The 23,311-nt window shown below is 71.9% G+C and carries 21 protein-coding genes; 15 read left to right on the plus strand and 6 right to left on the minus strand.

Going from position 1 to position 23,311, the window contains the following annotated elements:
- Nucleotides 1–4: 4 nt before the first annotated feature.
- A complete protein-coding gene (locus tag QC385_RS17765) occupies nucleotides 5–2,284 on the minus strand; it encodes an FdhF/YdeP family oxidoreductase (protein WP_279542303.1) in 2,280 nt (759 codons plus the stop codon).
- 156 nt (nucleotides 2,285–2,440) lie between these two features.
- On the opposite strand from QC385_RS17765, the gene polA reads away from it, so the two are divergent.
- On the plus strand, nucleotides 2,441–5,167 hold the full coding sequence (gene polA / locus QC385_RS17770; RefSeq protein ID WP_279542304.1) for a DNA polymerase I: 2,727 nt from the start codon (nucleotides 2,441–2,443) through the stop codon (nucleotides 5,165–5,167).
- Between the two features lie 354 nt (nucleotides 5,168–5,521).
- Complete coding sequence (locus QC385_RS44050; RefSeq protein ID WP_336621300.1) at nucleotides 5,522–6,127, plus strand: hypothetical protein; 606 nt, start codon at nucleotides 5,522–5,524, stop codon at nucleotides 6,125–6,127.
- Here QC385_RS44050 and QC385_RS17780 read toward each other — a convergent pair.
- Complete coding sequence (locus tag QC385_RS17780) at nucleotides 6,039–6,902, minus strand: DUF4184 family protein (protein WP_279542305.1); 864 nt, start codon at nucleotides 6,900–6,902, stop codon at nucleotides 6,039–6,041. The two genes, QC385_RS44050 and QC385_RS17780, sit on opposite strands and share 89 nt — an antisense overlap.
- 317 nt (nucleotides 6,903–7,219) lie before the next feature.
- Here QC385_RS17780 and QC385_RS17785 point away from each other — a divergent pair, with 317 nt between their 5' ends.
- From QC385_RS17785 to QC385_RS17795, 3 genes are all read left to right on the plus strand, one after another.
- A complete protein-coding gene (locus QC385_RS17785) occupies nucleotides 7,220–8,968 on the plus strand; it encodes a lytic transglycosylase domain-containing protein (protein ID WP_279542306.1) in 1,749 nt (582 codons plus the stop codon).
- A gap of 159 nt (nucleotides 8,969–9,127) precedes the next feature.
- On the plus strand, nucleotides 9,128–9,262 hold the full coding sequence (locus tag QC385_RS17790) for an SPW_0924 family protein (protein WP_279542307.1): 135 nt from the start codon (nucleotides 9,128–9,130) through the stop codon (nucleotides 9,260–9,262).
- A 25-nt stretch (nucleotides 9,263–9,287) separates the two neighbouring features.
- A complete protein-coding gene (locus QC385_RS17795) occupies nucleotides 9,288–10,280 on the plus strand; it encodes a DUF3068 domain-containing protein (protein WP_279542308.1) in 993 nt (330 codons plus the stop codon).
- A 19-nt stretch (nucleotides 10,281–10,299) separates the two neighbouring features.
- On the opposite strand, the gene hrpB is transcribed toward QC385_RS17795, so the two are convergent.
- Nucleotides 10,300–12,840 (minus strand): ATP-dependent helicase HrpB, encoded by a 2,541-nt coding sequence (gene hrpB / locus QC385_RS17800; RefSeq protein WP_279542309.1) that lies wholly within the window; start codon nucleotides 12,838–12,840, stop codon nucleotides 10,300–10,302.
- A gap of 48 nt (nucleotides 12,841–12,888) precedes the next feature.
- Complete coding sequence (locus QC385_RS17805) at nucleotides 12,889–13,701, minus strand: class I SAM-dependent methyltransferase (protein WP_336621303.1); 813 nt, start codon at nucleotides 13,699–13,701, stop codon at nucleotides 12,889–12,891.
- A 362-nt stretch (nucleotides 13,702–14,063) separates the two neighbouring features.
- Between QC385_RS17805 and rpsA the strand changes: the two genes are divergently transcribed.
- From rpsA to QC385_RS17825, 4 genes are all read left to right on the plus strand, one after another.
- Nucleotides 14,064–15,563 (plus strand): 30S ribosomal protein S1, encoded by a 1,500-nt coding sequence (gene rpsA / locus QC385_RS17810; RefSeq protein WP_150480266.1) that lies wholly within the window; start codon nucleotides 14,064–14,066, stop codon nucleotides 15,561–15,563.
- A gap of 233 nt (nucleotides 15,564–15,796) precedes the next feature.
- Nucleotides 15,797–16,735, plus strand: coding sequence for a PAC2 family protein (locus QC385_RS17815; protein ID WP_279542311.1), 939 nt, complete (start codon nucleotides 15,797–15,799; stop codon nucleotides 16,733–16,735).
- 52 nt (nucleotides 16,736–16,787) lie between these two features.
- A complete protein-coding gene (gene coaE, locus QC385_RS17820) occupies nucleotides 16,788–17,408 on the plus strand; it encodes a dephospho-CoA kinase (RefSeq protein WP_279542312.1) in 621 nt (206 codons plus the stop codon).
- Nucleotides 17,409–17,458: 50 nt separating this feature from the next.
- Nucleotides 17,459–17,839 carry a tetratricopeptide repeat protein gene (locus QC385_RS17825; RefSeq protein WP_279542313.1) on the plus strand — a complete coding sequence of 127 codons (381 nt, stop codon included), beginning with the start codon at nucleotides 17,459–17,461 and terminating at the stop codon, nucleotides 17,837–17,839.
- Nucleotides 17,840–17,920: 81 nt separating this feature from the next.
- On the opposite strand, the gene QC385_RS17830 is transcribed toward QC385_RS17825, so the two are convergent.
- On the minus strand, nucleotides 17,921–18,184 hold the full coding sequence (locus QC385_RS17830; protein WP_279542360.1) for a DUF6343 family protein: 264 nt from the start codon (nucleotides 18,182–18,184) through the stop codon (nucleotides 17,921–17,923).
- Nucleotides 18,185–18,343: 159 nt separating this feature from the next.
- Here QC385_RS17830 and QC385_RS17835 point away from each other — a divergent pair, with 159 nt between their 5' ends.
- From QC385_RS17835 to QC385_RS17845, 3 genes are all read left to right on the plus strand, one after another.
- Complete coding sequence (locus QC385_RS17835) at nucleotides 18,344–19,042, plus strand: class I SAM-dependent methyltransferase (RefSeq protein ID WP_279542314.1); 699 nt, start codon at nucleotides 18,344–18,346, stop codon at nucleotides 19,040–19,042.
- Nucleotides 19,035–19,205 carry a hypothetical protein gene (locus QC385_RS17840; RefSeq protein WP_443032927.1) on the plus strand — a complete coding sequence of 57 codons (171 nt, stop codon included), beginning with the start codon at nucleotides 19,035–19,037 and terminating at the stop codon, nucleotides 19,203–19,205. The genes QC385_RS17835 and QC385_RS17840 overlap by 8 nt, the downstream gene beginning before the upstream one ends.
- Nucleotides 19,206–19,365: 160 nt before the next feature.
- A complete protein-coding gene (locus tag QC385_RS17845; protein WP_279542315.1) occupies nucleotides 19,366–19,830 on the plus strand; it encodes a DoxX family protein in 465 nt (154 codons plus the stop codon).
- Between the two features lie 19 nt (nucleotides 19,831–19,849).
- On the opposite strand, the gene QC385_RS17850 is transcribed toward QC385_RS17845, so the two are convergent.
- Entirely contained in the window at nucleotides 19,850–20,446 is a 597-nt protein-coding gene (locus tag QC385_RS17850; RefSeq protein ID WP_279542316.1) for an RNA-binding S4 domain-containing protein, read from the minus strand.
- 133 nt (nucleotides 20,447–20,579) lie between these two features.
- Here QC385_RS17850 and QC385_RS17855 point away from each other — a divergent pair, with 133 nt between their 5' ends.
- The 3 genes from QC385_RS17855 to QC385_RS17865 all read left to right on the plus strand — a co-directional run bounded on the left by QC385_RS17855 (nucleotide 20,580) and on the right by QC385_RS17865 (nucleotide 23,304).
- Entirely contained in the window at nucleotides 20,580–21,197 is a 618-nt protein-coding gene (locus QC385_RS17855) for a helix-turn-helix domain-containing protein (protein ID WP_279542317.1), read from the plus strand.
- Nucleotides 21,194–22,516 carry an MFS transporter gene (locus QC385_RS17860; protein ID WP_279542318.1) on the plus strand — a complete coding sequence of 441 codons (1,323 nt, stop codon included), beginning with the start codon at nucleotides 21,194–21,196 and terminating at the stop codon, nucleotides 22,514–22,516. Before QC385_RS17855 ends, QC385_RS17860 begins: the two co-directional genes overlap by 4 nt.
- Before the next feature lie 83 nt (nucleotides 22,517–22,599).
- On the plus strand, nucleotides 22,600–23,304 hold the full coding sequence (locus tag QC385_RS17865) for a uracil-DNA glycosylase (protein ID WP_279542319.1): 705 nt from the start codon (nucleotides 22,600–22,602) through the stop codon (nucleotides 23,302–23,304).
- Nucleotides 23,305–23,311 lie beyond the last annotated feature (7 nt).

Raw genomic sequence — 23,311 nt, forward strand, 5'->3', positions numbered from 1 at the left:
ACGCTCAGTCGGTCGCCGATTGTTCCAGACGCACCAGGACGGACTTGCTGGCCGGGGTGTTACTGGTGTCCGCCGTGGCGTCCAGCGGCACCAGCACGTTGGTCTCCGGGTAGTACGCGGCGGCGCAGCCCCGGGCCGTCGGGTAGTGCACGACCCGGAAACCGGGCGCCCTGCGCTCCACGCCGTCCTTCCACTCGCTGACCAGGTCCACGTACGAACCGTCCGCCAGCTTCAGGGCACGCGCGTCCTCGGGGTTGACCATCACCACCCGGCGGCCGTTCTTGATCCCCCGGTAACGGTCGTCGAGGCCGTAGACCGTGGTGTTGTACTGGTCGTGCGAGCGCAGCGTCTGGAGCAGCAGGCGGCCCTCGGGCAGCTCCGGGTACTCCACGGGCGCGGCGGTGAAGTTGGCCTTGCCGGTGGCCGTGGGGAAGCGGCGTTCGTCGCGCGGGGCGTGCGGGAGGGTGAAGCCGCCGGGGCGCGCCACGCGCGCGTTGAAGTCCTCGAAGCCGGGGATCACGCGCGCGATGCGGTCCCGGATCGTCGCGTAGTCCTTCTCGAACTCCTCCCAGGGCGTGGCGCTGTTCTCGCCCAGCACGCGGCGGGCCAGGCGGCAGACGATGGCCGGCTCGGACAGCAGATGCCGGCTCGCGGGCTCCAGGCGCCCCCGGGAGGCGTGCACCATGCCCATCGAGTCCTCGACGGTCACGAACTGCTCGCCGCTGCCCTGGAGGTCGCGCTCGGTGCGGCCGAGCGTCGGGAGGATCAGGGCACGCGCGCCCGTGATCACGTGCGAGCGGTTCAGCTTCGTCGACACGTGCACGGTCAGCCGGGCCCGCCGCATGGCCGCTTCGGTGACCTCCGTGTCCGGGGAAGCCGAGACGAAGTTGCCGCCCATGGCGAAGAAGACCTTCGCCTCGCCGTCGCGCAGGGCGCGGATGGCCCGTACGACGTCGTAGCCGTGCTCGCGCGGCGGGGCGAAGCCGAACTCCTTCTCCAGGGCGTCCAGGAACGCCGGGGCGGGGCGCTCGAAGATGCCCATCGTGCGGTCGCCCTGCACGTTCGAGTGGCCGCGCACCGGGCAGACGCCCGCCCCCGGGCGTCCGATGTCGCCGCGCAGGAGAAGGAAGTTGACCACTTCCCTGATCGTGGGGACGGAGTGCTTGTGCTGGGTGAGGCCCATCGCCCAGCACACGATGGTCCGCTCGGAGGCCAGGACCATGCCGAGGGCCTTCTCGATGTCCTCCCGGGTCAGGCCGGTCGCCGCGAGCGTCTCGTCCCAGTCGGCGGCGCGGGCGGCCTCGGCGAACTCCTCGTAACCGTGCGTGTGCTCCCGAACGAACACCTCGTCGACCGCGCCCTCGGTCTCGACGATGAGCTTGTTGAGGAGACGGAACAGGGCCTGGTCGCCGCCGATGCGGATCTGGAGGAACAGGTCGTTCAGCGCGGCACCCTTGAGCATGCCCTGCGGGGTCTGCGGGTTCTTGAAGCGCTCCAGGCCCGCCTCGGGCAGCGGGTTGACGCTGATGATCTTCGCCCCGTTGTCCTTGGCCTTCTCCAGGGCGGACAGCATGCGCGGGTGGTTCGTCCCCGGGTTCTGTCCGGCGACGATGATCAGGTCGGCCTTGTAGAGGTCCTCCAGCAGGACGCTGCCCTTGCCGATGCCGATCGTCTCCGACAGGGCCGAGCCGGACGACTCGTGGCACATGTTCGAGCAGTCGGGCAGGTTGTTCGTGCCGAGCTCGCGGGCGAACAGCTGGTAGAGGAACGCGGCCTCGTTGCTGGTGCGGCCGGAGGTGTAGAAGACGGCCTCGTCCGGGGAGCCGAGGGCGGCGATCTCCTCGGCGATGATGTCGAAGGCGCGCTCCCAGGTGACCGGCTCGTAGTGCGTGCCCCCCTCGGGGAGATACACGGGGTGGGTCAGGCGCCCCTGCTGTCCCAGCCAGTAGCCGCTGCGGCCGAACAGGTCGGCGACCGGGTGCGCGGCGAAGAACTCGGGCGTGACCCGGCGCAGCGTGGCCTCCTCGGCGACGGCCTTCGCGCCGTTCTCGCAGAACTCCGCCTTGTGCCGGTGCTCCGGCTCCGGCCAGGCACAGCCCGGGCAGTCGAAGCCGTCTTTCTGGTTCACGCTCAGCAGCGTCAGCGCCGTGCGCTTCACACCCATCTGCTGCTGGGCGACTCGCAACGTGTGCCCGATCGCGGGGAGGCCCGCTGCCGCGTGCTTCGGCCCGGCGACCTGCGGCGCGTCCTGCACCGGATCACTCTTGGGCGGCTTGGTCGCCATCGCACGCTCCCCTTCCACTGCGCTGTGAGGTACGTCTCCGATCCTCCCACGCGGCGGTGACATCCGGTGGGGGCGGGCGGGGGCGGCGTACCGCCCCGGCGCCCGCGCGGTCGGGGCCGGGGCCGAGTGTCAGTGGGGCGTGGCAGGATCGGGGGCGTGGCAGAGACAGCATCGAAGACGACCGACAAGACCTCCGGCGGCAGCCGTCCGCGACTGATGCTCATGGACGGGCACTCGCTGGCCTACCGAGCGTTCTTCGCGCTGCCCGCGGAGAACTTCACCACCGCGACGGGCCAGCCGACGAACGCGATCTACGGCTTCGCGTCGATGCTGGCCAACACGCTGCGCGACGAGGCGCCCACGCACTTCGCGGTCGCCTTCGACGTCTCCCGCAAGACCTGGCGGTCGCAGGAGTTCACGGAGTACAAGGCGAACCGCTCCAAGACCCCCGACGAGTTCAAGGGCCAGGTCGAGCTGATCTGCGAGCTCCTCGACGCGATGGGCGCGGCCCGCTTCGCGGTCGACGGCTTCGAGGCGGACGACGTGATCGCCACGCTCGCCACGCAGGCCGAGGCCGAGGGCTTCGAGGTGCTGATCGTCACCGGCGACCGGGACTCCTTCCAGCTGGTCAGCGAGCACACCACGGTGCTGTACCCGACCAAGGGCGTCTCCGAGCTGACCCGCTTCACCCCGGAGAAGGTGTTCGAGAAGTACGGGCTGACGCCCGCGCAGTACCCCGACTTCGCGGCCCTGCGCGGCGACCCGTCCGACAACCTCCCCGGCATCCCCGGCGTCGGCGAGAAGACCGCCGCGAAGTGGATCAACCAGTTCGGGTCGTTCGCGCAGCTCGTCGAGCGCGTGGAGGAGGTCAAGGGCAAGGCCGGGCAGAACCTCCGCGACCACCTGGAAGCGGTCAAGCTCAACCGCCGGCTGACCGAGCTGGAGCGCCAGGTCGAGCTGCCCAAGGGCGTCACCGAGCTGGAGCGGACCGCCTACGACCGCAAGGCCGTCGCGATGGTCCTGGACACCCTGGAGATCCGCAACCCCTCCCTGCGCGAGCGGCTCTTCGCAGTCGACCCCGGAGCCGAGGAGGCCGAGACCACCCCGATCAGCACGGACGGCGTGCAACTCGACGGCACGGTGCTCGGCACCGGCGAGCTGGCCGGCTGGCTCACCGAGCACGGCACCCAGCCCCTCGGCGTCGCCACGGTCGACGCCTGGGCGCTCGGCACGGGCTCGGTCGCCGAGGTCGCGCTCGCCGCGCCCGGCGGGGCGGCCGCCTGGTTCGACCCCTCCCAGCTGGACGAGGCCGACGAGAAAACCTTCGCCGGCTGGCTCGCCGATGCCGCCCGGCCCAAGATCTTCCACAACGCCAAGGGCGCCATGCGCGTCTTCGCCGAGCACGGCTGGAGCGTCGAGGGCGTGACCATGGACACCGCGCTCGCCGCCTACCTGGTCAAGCCGGGCCGCCGCTCCTTCGACCTGGACGCGCTGTCCCTGGAATACCTGCACCGCGAGCTGGCCCCCGCCGCCGCGGCCGACGGGCAGCTCGCCTTCGGCGCGGACGAGGGCGCCGAGGCCGAGGCCCTGATGATCCAGGCCCGCGCCGTCCTCGACCTGGGCGAGGCCTTCGCCGGCCGCCTGGAGGAGGTCGGCGCCGCCGACCTGCTGCGCGACATGGAGCTGCCCACGTCCGCGCTGCTCGCCCGCATGGAGCGGCACGGCATCGCCGCCGACCGGCCCCACCTGGAGGCCATGGAGCAGATGTTCGCCGGCGCCGTCCAGCAGGCGGTGAAGGAGGCCCACGCGGCAGCCGGGCACGAGTTCAACCTGGGCTCGCCCAAGCAGCTCCAGGAGGTCCTCTTCGGCGAGCTGGCCCTGCCCAAGACGAAGCGGACGAAGACCGGCTACACGACGGACGCCGACGCGCTGGCCTGGCTGGCCACGCAGACGGACAACGAGCTGCCGGTGATCATGCTCCGCCACCGCGAGCAGGCCAAGCTCCGCGTCACCGTCGAGGGCCTGATCAAGACGATCGCCGGGGACGGCCGCATCCACACCACGTTCAACCAGACGGTCGCCGCCACCGGCCGCCTGTCCTCGACGGACCCGAACCTCCAGAACATCCCGGTCCGCACCGACGAGGGCCGCGCGATCCGCCGCGGCTTCGTCGTCGGCGAGGGCTTCGAGTCCCTGATGACGGCCGACTACAGCCAGATCGAACTGCGCGTGATGGCCCACCTCTCCGAGGACGAGGGCCTGATCGAGGCGTTCACCTCCGGCGAGGACCTGCACACCACGGCCGCCTCCCAGGTCTTCGCGGTCGAGCCGACCGCGGTGGACGCCGAGATGCGCCGCAAGATCAAGGCCATGTCGTACGGCCTGGCCTACGGTCTGTCCGCCTTCGGCCTCTCCCAGCAGCTGAACATCGAGGCGGCGGAGGCCCGCGGCCTGATGGACGCGTACTTCGAGCGGTTCGGCGGCGTACGGGACTATCTGCGCCGGGCGGTCGACGAGGCCCGGGCGACGGGCTACACGGCGACCCTCTTCGGACGCCGCCGCTACCTCCCCGACCTCAACAGCGACAACCGCCAGCGTCGCGAGGCGGCCGAGCGGATGGCCCTCAACGCGCCCATCCAGGGCACGGCGGCCGACATCGTCAAGATCGCCATGCTCAAGGTGGACAGCGCGCTCAAGGACGCCGGGCTCACCTCCCGCATGCTGCTCCAGGTCCACGACGAAATCGTGCTGGAGATCGCCCCCGGGGAGCGGGCGGCCGCCGAGGAACTCGTCCGCCGCGAGATGGCGAACGCCGTCCACCTCCGCGTACCGCTGGGCGTCTCGGTGGGCGCGGGCCCGGACTGGGAGTCGGCGGCGCACTAGTCCCGGCGCGGAGTGCCCTCTTAGTCCGGCGCGGCGTGCCCCCGGCCAGGTCCTGAGCCGGGGGCACTCGCTCCCCGTCCCCGCTGAACCCCTGCGGGAACCGATCGCGAGATGGCGAACGCCGTACCGCCTCCGCGTACCGCTGGGCGTCTCGGTGGGCGCGGGCCCGGACTGGGAGTCGGCGGCGCACTAGTCCCGGCGCGGAGTGCCCACTTAGTCCGGCGCGGCGTGCCCCCGGCCAGGTCCTGAGCCGGGGGCGCCCGCTCCCCGCCCCCGCTGAAGCCCCGCCGAAACTGTCACTCGCGTGGCCCCCGACAAAGCGCCCTGGCCCCCGGCGGTCGCAAAGATGCGGGCATGGGTATACGCACGCTCCTCCGCCGCACGGCCCCAGGCGTGGCACTCCCGCCGGTCCCGCCCTTCGCGGCCGCCGCAAGCACGGTCCGCGTTCCCGCCGGCCTCACCACGGCCCTGCGCCGCACGACGGCGGACCTCCGGCAGCGCCTGGCGAAGGGCAGGTGGCCGGCCGGCCCCACGCGCGGCGCCGAGGCGTCCGCCGCGACCGGTCGCACCGGCGTCGGCGACGTGACGGCTCTTGCCGGTCTCGCCGGCACCGGAGACCTGCCCGTCATCGCGGGTCTCACCAGCCCCGGCGACGTGTGCGAAATCCTCGGTCTCACCGGCGGCACGTCCCCAGCCGCCCAGCACCCCGGACATGCCGAGCGCCCCGGCAGGGCTGAGCGCCCCGGCAGCACCGGCCGCCCCTGGGCGGACCTGGCCCGCAGCTACCTGACGCTCGTCCTGACCCTGCTTCCGCGCCCTCGCCGCCCCGTGCACACCACCATCACCGTGTACATCGCGACGACAGCGCCCCTCAGCGAGCGGCCGACCGACTCGCCTCCGCGTCATCGAGGCGATCAGGACCGCCCGGGGCCGGGACCGGAACCGGACGCCACACCCTGACCCCCACGGTATACAGCAGCAGCGCCGGGACGAGACCGGCTCCCGCTCCGAAGCACACCGTCGGAATGATCTCCCACGGTTTGGCGCTCGAACCCCAGTAGGCCCACCACCGAGACGCCCGCTGCACCGCGCCCACCAGCGCGAAACCGCCGATCACCGCACCGGCCAGCCACCGGTCCCGCACGGACAGCGCCGGGACCCCCACCGGCACGCGTGCGGGCGCCCGCCGCACGGCCCGCACCAGGAACCCGGCGATCACGACCGCGGCCACCGCCGAACCGCCGTACTGCAAGTACCAGTACAGCGGCGAGCCCGCCACCTCCCGGCCCAGGACCGGAAACACCCGCATCCCCCACCGGTCGAGATGGGTGAACGCGTCCCACACGACGTGCGTCAAGGCGCCGAGCACCGCGGACACGTACCACCGCAGCACCAGGGGCGCCCGCACGCGCGCGCGAGGCGCCCCGCACCGCACCAGTGCGGAAACCCGCCCCTGCCGCGCTCGCGGCAGCAGCGCCACCAGCGGTTCGCGCACCAGCAGCCACAACCCCACCAGCGCCCAGGCGATGAGCACATCGACCGTGAACACCCCCGGGAACGAGTGCGTGACGTCACCGAACTCCATCGCCCCGGATACCGCACTCGCCGCGTAATAGGTCATGTCGGGCGCGAAGGAGCCCGCCACGAGCACGGCGGGGACCAGCGGACCCCGGCCGGTGCCGTCGGTGCGTACGGCGGGCAGTACGGCTGCCGCGTGGCTCAGCGTGAACGGCAACTCGGCTCCTCGTGACGGTCGTTGGCCGGATGATCGGAAGGGCCCAGTATGCGGGATGCCGAACGGTGGCCGCCCGCCATGCTCGTCACATGACCAACTGGTGAAAAACGGGCACGAACGGGTGCCCGAGCAAAGGAAGTTGTCGTAGTGTCGCCAGGGTCACCCGTGCCGGTGGCAGGAGACAGGCCTGTGGAGGGCAACCACTCGGGCCGGTCGATCGTCACAACAGAGCGAACGCAACAGAAGTACGCGTACGCAACAGAAGCGCGCGACAGACAGAGACGGGCGCTCGGGCGTCCACGGGAGGGGTTCACTCTATGGCGGCGCAATTCGGCAGGAGGCTGTGCAAGGGGGCGGCGACCACCGCCGTGGCCGCGGTAGCGGTCGCGGCCCTGTCCGCCTCCCAGGCTCCGGGCGTGAACGACCACGGCAGACAGGCGGCCGCGGACGCCACACCCTCACCCGACGCGAGTGCCTCCGACGGCAGCGCCACCGGCAACTCCCCGTACTACACGGACCTGCCGCCGCTCAACAGCCCGAGCCCGTCACCGAGCACCGGCACGGGGCCCGTCGCCCCCGGCACCTCCGAGGCGGGCATCCCCGCGACCGTCCTCGACGCGTACAAGAAGGCCGAGGCCGCGCTGCGCGACGCCAAGCCCGGCTGCAACCTGCCCTGGCAACTCCTCGCGGCCATCGGCCGGGTGGAGTCGGGACAGGCCCGCGGCGGCCGCGTCAACGCCGAGGGCACCACCATCTCGCCGATCCTGGGCCCGCAGCTCGACGGCAACGGCTTCGCCCTCATCAAGGACACCGACAACGGCGCCTACGACGGCAACAGCACCTACGACCAGGCCGTCGGCCCCATGCAGTTCATCCCGTCCACCTGGGCCTGGGCGGGCCGCGACGCCAACGGCGACGGCAAGAAGGACCCCAACAACATCTACGACGCCGCGCTAGCCGCCGGCCACTACCTCTGCCGATTCAACTGGGACCTGTCCGACCAGAAGGACCTCGACCGCGCGATCCTCAGCTACAACAACTCGCGGGAGTACCTGAACCTGGTCATGCGGTGGCTGGAGTACTACCGCAAGGGCACGCACGAGATCCCCGACGGCACCGGCACGCTGCCCGACAACCGCAGCGACAACGGGGCCGGGGCGAACCCCGGTCCCTCCACGCCGAGCACACCCGGCAGGCCGGCCGCGGGCGGCTCGAAGCCGAAGCCCAGCCCCCCTGCGAAGCCCGGCGGGGGCGGTACGACGAAGCCGAAGCCGCCCAGCACCCCGCCCAGCACTCCGCCCACGACCCCGAGCACGCCGCCCTCGACGTCCCCCACGCCCACCGACACGGTGCACCACCTGGAGGACGCCGGGACCGCGAAGCTCACCGCGATGGCGGGTGACACGTTCACCAAGCGGATCAGCACCCGCGCCGAGACGAAGGCCGGCAAGGCCGTCGCCAAGGTCAGGATCCGCTTCACCATCGTCGGTGACACGGACACCACCTTCACGGGCGGCGAGAGCGTGGCCACGGTCGCAACCAACAGCTCCGGAGTGGCCGTCGCACCCGCGCTTCAGGCGGGGGAGAAGACGGGCGACGTCACCGTCCGGGCCACCGTCGTGGGCCGTATGGTCGCGGGCCTCGACTACACGGCCACCGTCACCGAGCGCGCCGCCGACGCCCTCGCCCGCACCGGTGACGCCGCGCTGACCTGCACCCCGGGCGGCGAGTTCGCGAACCAGGTCGAGGTGAAGGCCACCTACAAGGGCGCCGTCGCGGACGGCGTCGCGGCCACCGCCACGCTGATCAAGTCGGCGGACGACCCGACCGCCAACGACAAGGGCCCCTTCTTCAAGGACGCCGACGGCAAGGCCGTACGCACGCTGACGGGCCTGAAGACGGACGCGAAGGGCCTGCTGAAGCTGCCGAAGCTGTACGCGGACGACACCACCGGCACGTTCCTGCTCCGCATCACCACCGAGGGCGGAGCGACCCTCACCGTCGAACTGACCGTGGCGGCTGCCGGGACGTCCTCGCCAAGCCCCTCGGCCTCCCCGAGCACGTAGCTCTCAGGTACGACGGACGACGCCCCTCTTTCAAGAGGGGCGTCGTTTTTTCAGGAGGGGCGCGTCGTTGTGCGTGCAACGTGTTCTCATCTCCGCCGCGCGTTGCTACGGTGCCGAGAAACCTGACGGTGTATCAGCTCGCCCGTGGGGAGGCCCCGTATGCGCACCCTCGTCGCCGCCGCCACCGGTCTCGCCGTCGCGTTCGCCGTGGTCCTGACGCTGACCGCCCTGGGCACCCCCTCGGGCGGGACGTCCCCGAAGCCGCTGCTGACGACGGTGCCCGCACACCCCTGACCGCCCGCCCGGGAGGGAGGCCGAGATGCGCCGCAAGGCCGGCCTGGTCCTGCTCGCCCTCGCCGTGTTCTTCGCGGCCCTGTCCCCCCTGCTGCGCTGGTACGCGTTCCCGCGCCTCGCCAAAGTCCCCGCGAACCAGTACCAGGACATGGTCCTGGAGGCGGAGAACGCCACCCTCCTCGACTACGGCACGATGCGGGCCCGCACGGTCCCCGAGGTCACGATCGTGCAGACCCTCAAGGGCAACGTCGAAGCCTCCGAGCGGATCGAGGAGTCGGCGGGCCGCGACGTGGTCGTCTGGGACGGCCTGTCCTACGTCGTCGGCCCCGACGGCGAGATGGTGTCGAAGATCCCCGAGCGCTACATCTTCGACGCCCACACCCAGGAACCCGTCCACGCCACCGGCGAGATGGTCGACGGCGACCCGGTGCGCCGCGAGGGCATCGAGTTCAAATGGCCGTTCCTCACCGAGAAACGGGACTACGAGTACTTCGACGCCCAGGCCCGCGTCACCGCCCCCATCCACTACAAGGGCACACAGGACTTCCGCGGCCTGGAGGTCTACTACTTCGAGCAGACCATCCCCTGGACCAAGGTGAGGATCCCGAAGACGCTGCCCGTCGAGGGCCTCACCCCCGAGTCGGTCGCCGCCACCGGTACGACCCGCTGGTACACCACGGTCCGCAAGTTCTGGGTCGAACCCCTCACCGGCGCCCCCGTCTACGGCGAGGAACTCCACAAGGAGGAACTGCGCGGCGGCACCCTCCTCGGAGACCGCGACAAGGTGACCGCCTTCGCCGGGCACGTGAAGATGCGCGAGGACTACATCACGCACACGGTCGACCTGGTGAAGTCCCAGCGCCTGCTCATCCTGCTGCTGACGTCCTACCTGCCCTGGGGCTCCCTGGCGCTCGGCGTCCTCCTGCTGGCCCTCGCGCTGTACCTGGAGGCCCGCAGCCGACACCCGTCCGGCCCGGATCCCGCCGAGGCCGAGGAACCGTCACCGGTCAGCGCCTGAGCCGGACGGTGGTCAGCGGTCAGCGCCTGAGCCGGGCGCTCGTGTGCCGGGTCGGCTCGGCCCCGGCCGGGTCCTCCGGCCACGGATGCTTCGGATACCGCCCGCGCAGCTCCGCCCGTACCCCCTTGTAGCCGTCCTTCCAGAACGAGGCGAGATCGGCGGTGACGGCGGCCGGCCGCCCGGCCGGGGACAGCAGATGGACGAGCAGCGGAACCCCCGCGATCCGCGGCGACTCCTGGAGCCCGAACATCTCCTGCAACTTCACCGCCAGGACAGGCTGCTCGGGCCGGGAGTAGTCGACGCGGATCCTCGACCCGCTCGGCACGGTGATCCGCTCCGGGGCGAGCTCGTCCAGCCGCCCGGCCTCCCCGGACGCCCAGGGCAGCAGCCGCGCGAGCGCCGCCCCGGCGTCGATCCGCGCCAGGTCGGCCCGCCGCCGGGCCCGGCTCAGCTCCGGCTCCAGCCACTCGTCCACGCGCGCGTGCAGCGCGTCGTCCGAGACGTCGGGCCACGGTTCACCGACGTGCAGCCGCAGGAAGGCGAGCCGCTGCCGCAGAACAACGGCATCCGGCGACCACCGCAGCACGCCGAACCCCTCCCGCCGCAGCCCCTCCAGCAGCGCACCGCGTACGAGGCCGGGACCGGCGTCCTTCAGCGGCCGCACCGCCAGCTCCACGGCCCCCAGCCGCTCCACCCGCCGCGCCACGACGTCCCCGCCGTCCCACAAGACCTCGTCCCGCTCCTCCAGCAACGCGCCGGCCGCGAGCCGGGCCGTCTCGTCGTCCACGACAGCGCCGAGCTGCACGCGTGCGTGGCCCTTGCCGACGGGCCGGTCGGCCATGGCGACAGCGATCCAGGGGCAACCGCGCAGCGCGCTCCCGTCCCCGGCCTCGGCACGGGTTCCGGACGCCATGAGATACGACCCGCCGTCGGCCTTGGCGACACGCTCGGGAAAGGCGAGAGCGGCGACGAGACCGACCTGGCGTTCCTCCGAGGAGGTGGCCCACGCGTCGACCCGTGCTTGTGGACGCAAGACGCGGGCGGGTGGGTGAGGAACGCCGGAAACGACGGCCCGCAGTCGCCGAACCTCCGCCCGCCACCGCCCGGAGTAGGCGTCACCCCCACGCCGGGCACGACGCAACGCACCCGCCAGATCATCCCCGTACTCCCGCGGCGCCTCCTCGCTGAGCAACGCGATGACCTCAGCGGCCCTCTCCGCCCCGACCAGGCCGGAACCGTCAAGCAACGCCCGCCCCAACCGGGGATGCAACCCCAGCCGAGCCAGCGCAGCACCCCGCTCCGTGGCCCGCCCGACGGAGTCGACGGCCCCGACCGCCGCCAGGACCTCCCGCGCCGCCGCCATCGCCCCGCCCGGTGGCGGGTCCAGCAGCGCCAGCCCGGACGCGTCCGGATCCCCCCAGCACGCCACCTGAAGCGCGAACGCCGTCAGGTCGGCCACCTTGATCTCCGGCGAGGGAAAGCGCGGCAGACGCGCGTCCTCGGCCTCCGCCCAGCACCGGTACACCGCCCCCGGCGCCTCACGCCCGGCCCGCCCCGCCCGTTGCCGCCCGGACGCCTGTGAAGCCCGCACCGTCGTCAGCGCGCTCAGCCCGCGCGCGTGGTCGACGCGAGGCTCCCGCGCCAGCCCGGAGTCGACGACCATGCGCACCCCGGGAACCGTCAGCGACGACTCGGCCACCGACGTGGCCAGCACCACCCGGCGGCCCTCCCCGCCGGCCAGCACGGCGTCCTGCACGGCCGCGGACGCCCGCCCGTGCACCTGAAGCACCTCGACGTTCCCGAGCCCCCCGAGCTGCCCGGCGATCCGGGCGATCTCACCCACCCCCGGCAGGAAACACAGCACGTCCCCGTCCCGCTCGGCCAGTGCCCGCCGCACCACCGACGCCACATGCGCCAGCAGCGCCGGATCGACACGCATCCCGTGCGGCGGCCGTACCGGCCGCACCGGCGGCGCCCACACGACCTCCACCGGATACGCCGCCCCCTGGGCCTCGACCACCGGAGCACCGCCCAGCAGCGCGGCCCACCCCTGCGCGTCGGTCGTCGCCGAGGCGGCCACCAGCCGCAGCTCGGGGCGCAGCGTCTGCCGTACGTCCCACAGGAACGCCGCCGCCGTGTCCGCGTCCAGATGCCGCTCGTGGCACTCGTCGAGCACCACCACGTCCGTACCGGCCAGCTCCTGGTCCCGCTGCACCCGCTGCACCAGCACACCGGTCGTGACGACCTCCACGCGCGTGTGCCGCCCGACGACGCGTTCCCCGCGCACGGTGTAGCCGACGCTCTCGCCGACCTTCTCTCCCAGCAGCCACGCCATCCGCCGCGCCGCCGCCCGGGCCGCGATCCGCCGCGGCTCGGCGACGATCACCCGCCGCCGGTGCCCTTCGCCGAGCAGCCCCGCCAGGGCCAGGGGCACCAGGGTGGTCTTCCCGGTGCCGGGCGGCGCCACGAGGACGGCGGTGCCGTGCCCCTCCAGAGCGTCGTCCAGGGCGGGCAGGGCACCGCGTACGGGCAGGGCGTCCAAGGCGTCGTAACGGATCACGTCCTCAGTGTCGTACGGCGCGGAAGGCGCCTGTCACGCGCGTGTGCGTCAGTCCCGCTCGCACACGAAGATCGCCGTCCCCGGGATCAGGTTCCCGCGCAGCGGCGACCAGCCGCCCCACTCGGAGGAGTTCCAGGCCGGCCATTCCGGCTCCACCAGGTCCACCAGCCGGAAGCCGGAGGCCACCACGTCCCGGACGCGGTCGCCGATCGTGCGGTGGTGCTCGACGTAGACCGCGCGGCCCTCCTCGTCCTGCTCGACGTAGGGCGTGCGGTCGAAGTACGAACCCGACACCGACAGCCCCTCCGGGCCCGGCTCGTCCGGGAAGGCCCAGCGGATCGGGTGCGTCACCGAGAAGACCAGGCGGCCCCCGGGCCGCAGCACCCGGCGCACCTCCCGCAGCACCAGCCGCGGGTCGGCCACGAAGGGCAGCGCCCCGTACGCCGAGCAGGCCAGGTCGAAGGAGCCGTCCGCGAAGGGCAGCGCGCCGGCGTCGGCGCACACCAGGGGAAACGGTCCGCCGATGCGCAGCGCGTGCTGCAACTGCCGGTGCGAGATGTCCAGGGCCACCGGGCGGGCGCCCTGGCCGGCCAGCCAGCGCGAGCACTGCGCCGCGCCCGCGCCGAGCTCCAGGACGTCCTTGCCCTTCAGCTCCTCCGGCGGGCCGAGCAGCTCGGCCTCCACCTCGTCCAGGCCCTCGGGGCCCCACACGAAGCGGTCGTCGCCGAGGAAGGTGCCGTGCTCGGTCTGGTACTCGTCCGCGTTGCGGTCCCACCAGCCCCGGTTGGCCCGGGAGCTCTCCGTGACATCTGCGTCACGCCGGGTCGCCTCGGGTTCGGACGCTTCGGGCTCTTGGATGATCGGCTCCCTCGTCGTACTCTTCCGTCCAGCCGGCCCCGGAGGTGTCCCGAAGGGGGCGTCACACGCCCTGCTTGGCCTCGGACGACACGACTTGTGCCGGGTATGCGGTGTTCCGCCCCGGGTGGGCGGCTTCGCGCATTGACCCTGCCCGGCTGCCCCCGTATGCTACAAGTTGCGCTGCGGGCCTGCGCACCTCAGACGTAGCAGGCTGCGCTCGCATCTGTATGTATGTCCCCTCGGTTGTCGAGGCGCCACCGGTTTTGTGTGGCGCTTCCTTGGCTGTCCGGCTTCTGCAGAGCGAAACGGGCTCCCGGCGTAGCAGTACCTACGACTTCAATGTCCGTACCGGAGCCCTTTCCCACATGACGAGCAGCACCGAGACCACCGCCACCACCCCGCAGGTAGCGGTCAACGACATCGGTAACGAGGAAGCCTTCCTCGCCGCGATCGACGAGACGATCAAGTACTTCAACGACGGCGACATCGTCGACGGCGTCATCGTGAAGGTCGACCGGGACGAGGTCCTGCTCGACATCGGTTACAAGACCGAAGGTGTGATCCCGAGCCGCGAGCTCTCGATCAAGCACGACGTCGACCCGAACGAGGTCGTCGCCGTCGGTGACGAGATCGAGGCCCTTGTTCTCCAGAAGGAGGACAAGGAAGGCCGCCTGATCCTCTCGAAGAAGCGCGCCCAGTACGAGCGCGCCTGGGGCACCATCGAGAAGATCAAGGAAGAGGACGGGATCGTCACCGGTACCGTCATCGAGGTCGTCAAGGGTGGTCTCATCCTCGACATCGGCCTCCGTGGCTTCCTCCCGGCCTCCCTGGTCGAGATGCGCCGCGTCCGCGACCTCCAGCCCTACGTGGGCAAGGAGCTCGAGGCGAAGATCATCGAGCTCGACAAGAACCGCAACAACGTGGTCCTGTCCCGCCGTGCCTGGCTGGAGCAGACCCAGTCCGAGGTCCGCCAGACGTTCCTCACGACCCTCCAGAAGGGTCAGGTCCGTTCCGGCGTCGTCTCCTCGATCGTCAACTTCGGTGCCTTCGTGGACCTGGGTGGCGTCGACGGTCTGGTCCACGTCTCCGAGCTGTCCTGGAAGCACATCGACCACCCCTCCGAGGTCGTCGAGGTCGGCCAGGAGGTCACGGTCGAGGTCCTCGACGTCGACATGGACCGCGAGCGCGTCTCCCTGTCGCTGAAGGCGACCCAGGAAGACCCGTGGCAGCAGTTCGCCCGCACCCACCAGATCGGCCAGGTCGTGCCCGGCAAGGTCACGAAGCTGGTTCCGTTCGGTGCGTTCGTCCGCGTGGACGAGGGCATCGAGGGTCTGGTCCACATCTCCGAGCTGGCCGAGCGCCACGTGGAGATCCCGGAGCAGGTCGTCCAGGTCAACGACGAGATCTTCGTCAAGGTCATCGACATCGACCTCGAGCGCCGTCGCATCAGCCTCTCGCTGAAGCAGGCCAACGAGGCCTTCGGTGCCGACCCGTCGACGGTCGAGTTCGACCCGACCCTCTACGGCATGGCCGCGTCCTACGACGACCAGGGCAACTACATCTACCCCGAGGGCTTCGACCCCGAGACCAACGACTGGCTCGAGGGCTACGAGACCCAGCGCGAGGCCTGGGAGACCCAGTACGCCGAGGCGCAGCAGCGCTTCGAGCAGCACCAGGCGCAGGTCATCAAGTCCCGCGAGGCGGACGAGAAGGCCGCTGCCGAGGGTGGCGACACCGCGGGTGCGGCTCCGGCCGCGTCGGGTGGCGGTTCGTACTCCTCCGAGGGTCCGGACAACTCCGGCGCGCTGGCCTCGGACGAGGCGCTCGCCGCGCTTCGCGAGAAGCTGGCGGGTGGGCAGAGCTGAACGCCCACTGAGCTGTAGCTCCTGACTGAGGGCCCGTACCTTTCGAGGTGCGGGCCCTCAGCGTGTGTCAGGGGCCGTCGTTCGGCTACGGGCCGACGGGGGGCTTGTCGCGCAGTTCCCCGCGCCCCTCAGGGGCGTTGTCCCAGCAGTCAAGATCAATGTTCTCCTTCTCCGGGGAATGCCCATGCCCGCAACGGTGTTGTGGAGTGTGAACACGAGGAGGAGCGGTCACTGTGCTAGATCCGCAGGGTTTGTACGCATGGGAGCCGAAGGGCCTGGCCGTCGTCGACATGGCGTTGGCCCAGGAGTCGGCCGGACTTGTCATGCTCTACCACTTCGACGGATACATCGACGCGGGCGAGACGGGCGACCAGATCGTCGACCGGCTGCTCGACTCGCTGCCCCACCAGGTCGTCGCCCGCTTCGACCACGACCGGCTCGTGGACTACCGCGCCCGCCGCCCGTTGCTGACGTTCAAGCGCGACCGCTGGAGCGACTACGAGGACCCCGCCATCGAGGTGCGGCTGGTGCAGGACGCCACCGGAGCGCCGTTCCTGCTGCTGTCCGGCCCCGAGCCGGACGTCGAGTGGGAGCGCTTCGCGGCCGCCGTGCAACAGATCGTTGAGCGGCTCGGCGTCCGGCTGTCGGTGAACTTCCACGGCATCCCCATGGGCGTCCCGCACACCCGGCCCGTCGGCCTGACCCCGCACGGCAACCGCACCGACCTCGTCCCGGGCCACCGCAGCCCCTTCGAGGAGGCGCAGGTGCCCGGCAGCGCCGAGTCCCTCGTCGAGTACCGCCTGCTCCAGGCCGGGCACGACGTCCTGGGCGTCGCCGCCCACGTGCCGCACTACATCGCCCGCTCCCCGTACCCGGACGCGGCTCTGACGGTCCTGGAGGCCATCACGGCGGCGACCGGACTGGTGCTGCCCGGCATCGCCCACGCCCTTCGCTCGGACGCCCACCGCACCCAGACGGAGATCGACCGGCAGATCCGCGAGGGCGACGAGGACCTCACCGCGCTCGTGGAGGGCCTGGAGCACCAGTACGACGCCGTCGCGGGCGCCGAGACCAGGGGCAACATGCTCGCCGAGCCGGTGGACATCCCGTCGGCGGACGAGATCGGCCGGGAGTTCGAGAAGTTCCTGGCGGAGAGAGAAGGCGACAGCTGAGCCCAGGAGACCTGGACAGGGCCCTTCCCTCGGCAGGGCCTAAGCTCGGCTCATGCTGAAGGTGGGCCTGACCGGCGGTATCGGTGCCGGCAAGAGTGAGGTGTCACGGCTGTTCGTCGAGTGCGGTGCCGTGCTGATCGACGCGGACCGCATCGCACGGGAGGTCGTCGCACCCGGGACCCCGGGACTCGCCGCGGTCGTGGAGGCCTTCGGCGAGGAGGTGCTCGCGGCCGACGGCAGTCTGGACCGGCCCAGGCTCGGCTCCATCGTCTTCGCCGACGCGGCGAAGCTCGCCACGCTCAACTCCATCGTGCATCCCCTCGTGGGCGCCCGCTCCCGCGAGCTCGAAGAGGCCGCCGCCGAGGACGCGGTCGTCGTGCACGACGTCCCGCTCCTCACGGAGAACGGCCTGGCGCCGCTGTACGACGTCGTGATCGTCGTCGACGCGAGCCCGGAGACCCAGCTCGACCGGCTCGTACGGCTGCGCGGCATGACCGAGGAGGACGCCCGCGCGCGGATGGCCGCCCAGGCGACACGCGAGCAGCGCCGGGAGATCGCGGACATCGTCATCGACAACGACGTCCCGCTGGAGGACCTGGAGCGCCGCGTGAAGGACGTGTGGGCCGAGCTGGAGCGCAGGTCGCGGGCGCCCCGGCCGTCCCCTCAGGAATAGCGGCACCTCGCGGGGGCGTTGAACCCTGGCAGTGAGGGAAGGACTCTGCCGTGCCCGAGACCAGCGGTTCGACCGGACGTACTCCGGAGATGCACGTCATCGACTTCCGTGCCGCCGAGCAACTGCTCGCGGCGCGGGACCCGCGGGGCGCGGTGAAGCTGCTCGACGGAGTCATCGCCGCGCACCCGGAGAACACCGCCGCGCGGCTGCTGCGCGCGCGTGCCTTCTTCGCGGCGGCGCAGCTGAGGCCGGCGGAGCTCGAGTTCTCGATCGTCCTGGAGCGCGAGCCGGACAACGCGTTCGCGCACTTCGCGCTCGCCCGCACGTACGAGCGGCAGAACCGCCCCGACCAGGCCAAGCGCCACTTCCGACTGGCCGCCGCGCTGGACCCTAACCCGCGGTTTCTCAAGGCGGCGGGCTTCGACTCGTGAGCGGCCGCTCCCGTCCGCATCAAGGGTGATCCGTCCGCATCAGGGGCTGTCTCCGGCTGCCTCAGCAGTGACGCCGCTGCCTCAGGGGTGATCGTCCGGTGGATGGTAGGGCGGGATGTCGGGGCCCGGCTGGTAGTGCGGGCCCTGGCGGATGTGCCTGAGGACGATGATCAGGTCGATCGTGACGACCAGCAGCAGCGCGCCACAGGCGATGGCCCAGCCGGTCCTCCCGGCGAGCGTGAAAGCGACCGTCCCGAAGAGCGCCCAGACCAGTCCCCACACGCTCAGCCAGAAGCGCACACGCAGGGCACTGCGCGCAGTCCTCGGTTCACTGCCTGTACGCATCACCATCTCCGCTCCTCTCTGCAAAGTACTCCTCGCCGCGGACGCCGACCAATGGGGGAGCCGACCCGGTACGGGACGCCGTTCACTCGGGCGGGTGAACGCGGCCGGGACGGGAACGGGCGTGCGGGTGTGGTCCGTTGGGCGGGCATGGAGCTGAAAATGCGTGAGGGGTACGAGGGGACTGGACCCGGGGCCATCACCCCGGACGGCTGCGCTGTGGAGTTCTACTCGCGGCTGCCCGTCGGGGACGAACCGGACGTCATCGCGGCAGCGGTGCCGGCGGGCGCGCGCATCCTGGAGCTGGGCAGCGGCGTCGGGCGCATGACCCATGCCCTGCTGGAGCGCGGATTCGAGGTCACGGCGGTGGACGAGTCCGCCGAGATGCTGGAGCGGGTACGCGGAGCGCGGACGATATGCAGCCCCATCGAGGACCTGGCCCTGGCCGAGAAGTTCGACGTGGTGCTGCTGGCGTCGTTCCTCGTGCACGCCGGGGACGCCGAGGTGCGGCGAGGCCTGCTGCGCACGTGCGTGCGGCATGTCGCGGAGGGCGGCTGCGTGCTGGTCCAGCGGGAGGGGGAGGACTACCACACGAACGTGCCGCGCGAGCGGGTGGACCCCAGCGGCTTCACCGTCCGGGTCGTGTCGTCGGAGCCGGTCGGTGACGGGGTCAACTCGGTGCGCGCGGAGTACGAGTTCCCGGACGCGGTCTGGACCCATACGTTCCGGGCACGACCGCTGACCACGGAACAGTTCGAGGAGGCGCTGGGGGAGACGGGCCTGAGAGTGGACCAGTACCTGACGCAGGATCGGACCTGGGTGAGGGCGGTGCCCGGCGGCCCGGGCGATCGGAGTGCGTGAGGCGTCGCACGGCGTGGGGGAGGCCGGGCGACTGGCCGGCTACGACAGGGTCTCGACGTCACTGGCGCTGTGCGGGGACGCCGAGCTGTGCGAGCTGGTGGACGCGGCCGTGCCGTTGGGGACGGGCATCGGCGGGAAGTCGCACGATCCAGGAGGTGAGTAGGACGACTCCCTATCCGGCGGAAAAGCTCCGGCGGTTCTGCCCGTGACAGGCAGGGCCGGGGCGAGGCGGGTGAAAATCTGTCCGTCGGCGATGAGTTCGAGGGTGAGGGGCGGTCTATCCCTGTGACACCACCACTGACCGCTTCCCCCAGGAGACCTCCATGTCCGAGACCACCGCTCCCGTCACCGCCGCCCCCTCCGCCCCGGCCGGTGTGGTCGTCGCCGCGTCCGCGACCGCTCGCGGGAGGCGTGCCCGGATCGCGCTGCGCGGCCTCCAGGTACTGCTCGCCCTCTTTTACGGGATCGCCAGCGCCCTGCCCAAGCTCATCGCGCACCCGTCGGCTGCCGAGTCGTTCGAGAAGCTCGGTTGGGGCAGCGCGGGGATGTACACCATCGGTGCGCTCGAACTGGCCGGAGCGGTCGCCCTGTTGATCCCGGTGCTCCAGTCGGTGGCGGCGATGGCGCTGGGCGCGCTGATGGTGGGCGCGTTCGTCGTCCAGATCGCCGTCATGGGCGGGCAGTACGCGGCGACACCACTCATCCTGATCGTGCCGCTCGCCCTCATCGCCTGGGCGCGGCGGGGGCACAACGCGGAGCTGCTGCGCCTGCTGCGGCTCCGGGGATGACCTGAGCCGAGTGCGCTGCTCACGGCCTCGGTTTGCCAGACCCTCCGCCGGGACCGGGGGTGGGGCCGGGGCCGAAGCCGCTTCCCGGGCCGGGGCCCGGGCCGGCCAGGCCGCGAAGGCGTTCCAGTTCGCGGCGGTCGCGCTTCGTTGGGCGGCCCGCGCCGCGGTCGCGGATGCCGGCCGGGGCGACGGCCTCACGGGGCGGGGGCGGCGGGGAGTTGTCGACGTAGCACTGGGCGGCCACGGGGGCGCCGACCCGCTTGCGGATCAGCCGTGTGACGACGACGACCCGTTCCCGGCCGTCGTGCCGCAGGCGCACCTCGTCGCCGACGCGCACGGCGTGGGCGGGCTTCACACGCTCGCCGTTGACACGGACGTGTCCGCCCCGGCAGGCGGTGGCGCCCAGAGAACGGGTCTTGACGAGGCGTACGGCCCAGATCCAGCTGTCGACGCGGACCGTCTCGCCGCTCTGCGGCCCGGCGGCCTCGGCGGCAGCGATCGCCGCCGCGACCTTCGGGTCCATGGTCTTCGAATCCGCGGTCTTCGCGTCCACGGCTTTCGGGTCCACGGCCTTCGTGTCATCCGCTCCGTCGTACTCCGCGCCTTCAGAAGCCATGTCCCCGACCTTAGTCCTTCCAGGCACCTGTTTTCGGGCCGTCCGGGCAGGTGATCGTCCTCGGCGGGGATCTGCAAAATTAATTTTGCAAAAAGTCTTTTGGTGAATGCCGGCGGTCGCCTACCCTGCCGCCATGGACAGCGACGAGCACAAGCGCGTACTCGATCCCGAGCACGACACCGATGCCCTGAAGGCACTCACCCACCCCCTGCGCATCCAGCTGCTCGGGCTGCTGCGGCAGGACGGGCCCGCCACGGCCAGTGAGCTCGCCGCGCGGACGGGGGAGTCGTCGGCGTCGACCAGTTACCACCTGCGGGTGCTGGCGAAGTACGCGTTCATCGCCGAGGCCGAGCACCGTGACGGGCGGGAGCGGCGCTGGCGGGCCCGGCACACCGTGACGTCCTGGAGCAACGAGGCGATGGAGTCCTCCGAGGCGGGCCGCGCCTTCGTGAGCCTGGCGCGGAGGCGGCAGTTGGAGCACTTGGAGGTGTCCCTCGCCCGGCACGAGGCGGACATGGCCGCCGGGCGGTTCGGCCAGGAGTGGGTGGAGCCGTCCGGGATCAGCGACCTCATGCCCCGGCTGACGGCCGAGTCGCTCACCGAGCTCTGGGACACGGTCGCCCGGAAGCTGGAGGAACTGACCGCCCGGGACGCGGAGGATCCGCGCGCCGAGCACGTCATGCTCCTCACCGCCGGCCTGCCGCTCGCCCCGCACGACCGTGAGGGCACGGCTCGTGAGAGCGCCTCATGACAGAGCTGCGAGAACCGTTAGAGGCGCCCGGGATACGGACCGCTCGCCGCCGGTACGTCACCGTCTGCGCGCTCTTATGGCTGCCGCCGGGCCTCGGCATGGCCTCGCTGGTCCTGCTGTTCAGCGAGCGCGGCATGTCCCTCGCGGCGGTGGCGGGGCTCTTCGCCGCTCACTCGCTGACCGTGGCCGCGCTGGAGCTGCCCACGGGCGGGCTCTCGGACGTCCTCGGACGCCGGCCGGTCCTCGCCATGGCCGGTGCGCTCAACGTCGTCGCCTTCGCCCTGGTCGGCCTCGGCACGACCGCCTGGGTACTCACCGCCGGCATGGTGCTCATGGGCGCGGCCCGCGCCCTGGCCAGCGGTACCGCCGAAGCCTGGTACGTCGACACCGTCCAGGCGCACTCCGGGCCAGACGCCGAGCTGCGGACGGGTCTGGCCCGGGGCGGCTCCGCGACCTCTGCCGCACTCGCCGCTGGCATCCTGCTCGGCGGTGCCCTGCCCTGGCTGCTCGGGTTGGGGCCCGATCTCGGTGCCCGGCTGAGCGAGGCGACGTCCGGAGCGGTGCTGCCGTTGTCCGTTCCCGTGCTGCTCGGAGCCGTGGTCAGGGTCGTCTTCGTCTGCTACGTGCTGACCGTCCTGCGGGAGCCGCCGCGGCCCGCGGCCACCCCGCGTTCCGTGCTGCGCGGCGTCCCGGTCACCGTCCTGGGCGGACTCCGGCTGGGCGGACGCGACGCGCTGGTCCGGCGGGTCCTGCTCACCGCCGCGGCCGTCGGCAGTGCCCTGGCCGTCATCGAACTGCTCATGCCGGGCCGTACCGCGGCGCTGACCGGGGCGACCGGCTCCGGCGCGATGGCTTATGCCGCGCTCTCCTGCGCCGGCTTCGTCTGCGGTGGAGTCGGCAGTCACCTCGCGCCGCTCGCCGCCAGGGTCGCGGGCAGCGGTGAACGGGCGGTGCTGGTCTGCCTCGGGGGCTGTGCGGGCGGCATGCTGCTGCTCGGTGTCACCGCGTCCACCACGCACCTGCTCGCCACGGCCCTCGCGGTCGTCGGCTTCTGCCTGTTCCACCTCGGGATCGGTGCGGCTTCCCCGAACGAGAACGACCTGCTGCACCGCCGGGTCCCCAGCGAGCGGCGCGCCACCGCCCTGTCCGTCCAGTCCCTCGCGCAGCAGTTGGTCGGCGCGCTCACCGGCCTGGCCGTCGGGGTGTTGCCGTCGGGCCCCCTGCCCTGGCTGCTGACCGGTGCCGTACTGCTGTCCGGAGCCCTGCTCTGGCTCCGGCGGGCCGGCGTCCGGTCCACGCCGGTCACGACCACCACTTGAACCGGCGCACCGGTGTCCGGACCGGTCCGAGGGACCCGCCTCCCCGTGACGACCACGATCCCGCCTGCGCCTACCGTGGAGTGATGGACGCCAGCGGTCTCCCTCTCCTCGACCGGCGCATCACGGACTGCCGGGCCTGCCCGCGGCTCGTCTCCTGGCGAGAGGAGGTGGCCCGGGTCAAGCGAGCCGCCTACGCGGACTGGACGTACTGGGGGCGGCCGGTGCCCGGATTCGGACCGGAGGACGCCCGGCTGCTGATCGTCGGACTCGCCCCCGCCGCGCACGGCGGCAACCGCACCGGCCGGATGTTCACCGGCGACCGCTCGGGGGACGTCCTGTACGAGGCGCTGTACGACGTCGGCCTCGCTTCCCGACCCACCGCCGAGCACGCCCACGACGGCCTGGAGCTGTACGGCGTGCGCGTCACCTCGCCCGTGCACTGCGCACCGCCCGCGAACAAACCCACCCCTCAGGAGCGGGACACCTGCCGCCCCTGGCTCGTGCAGGAACTGCGGCTGCTGCGTCCGACGCTGCGGGCCGTGGTCGTGCTCGGCGCCTTCGGCTGGCAGGCCGCGCTGCCGGCGTTCGCCGAGGCGGGCTGGTCCGTGCCCCGGCCCCGGCCGGCCTTCGGCCACGGCGCCAGGTTCCGCCTGGACGGCCTCGAGCTCTTCGGCTGCTTCCACGTCAGCCAGCGCAACACCTTCACCGGCAGGCTCACCCCGGTGATGCTGCGCGATGTCCTGCGGACGGCCGCGCGGGCGGCGGAGCTGCCGACGACCGCCGGCTGAAGAGGCC

Origin of the sequence: Streptomyces sp. DH10, from assembly GCF_029813805.1 — a bacterium.
GTDB lineage: Bacteria > Actinomycetota > Actinomycetes > Streptomycetales > Streptomycetaceae > Streptomyces > Streptomyces coeruleofuscus.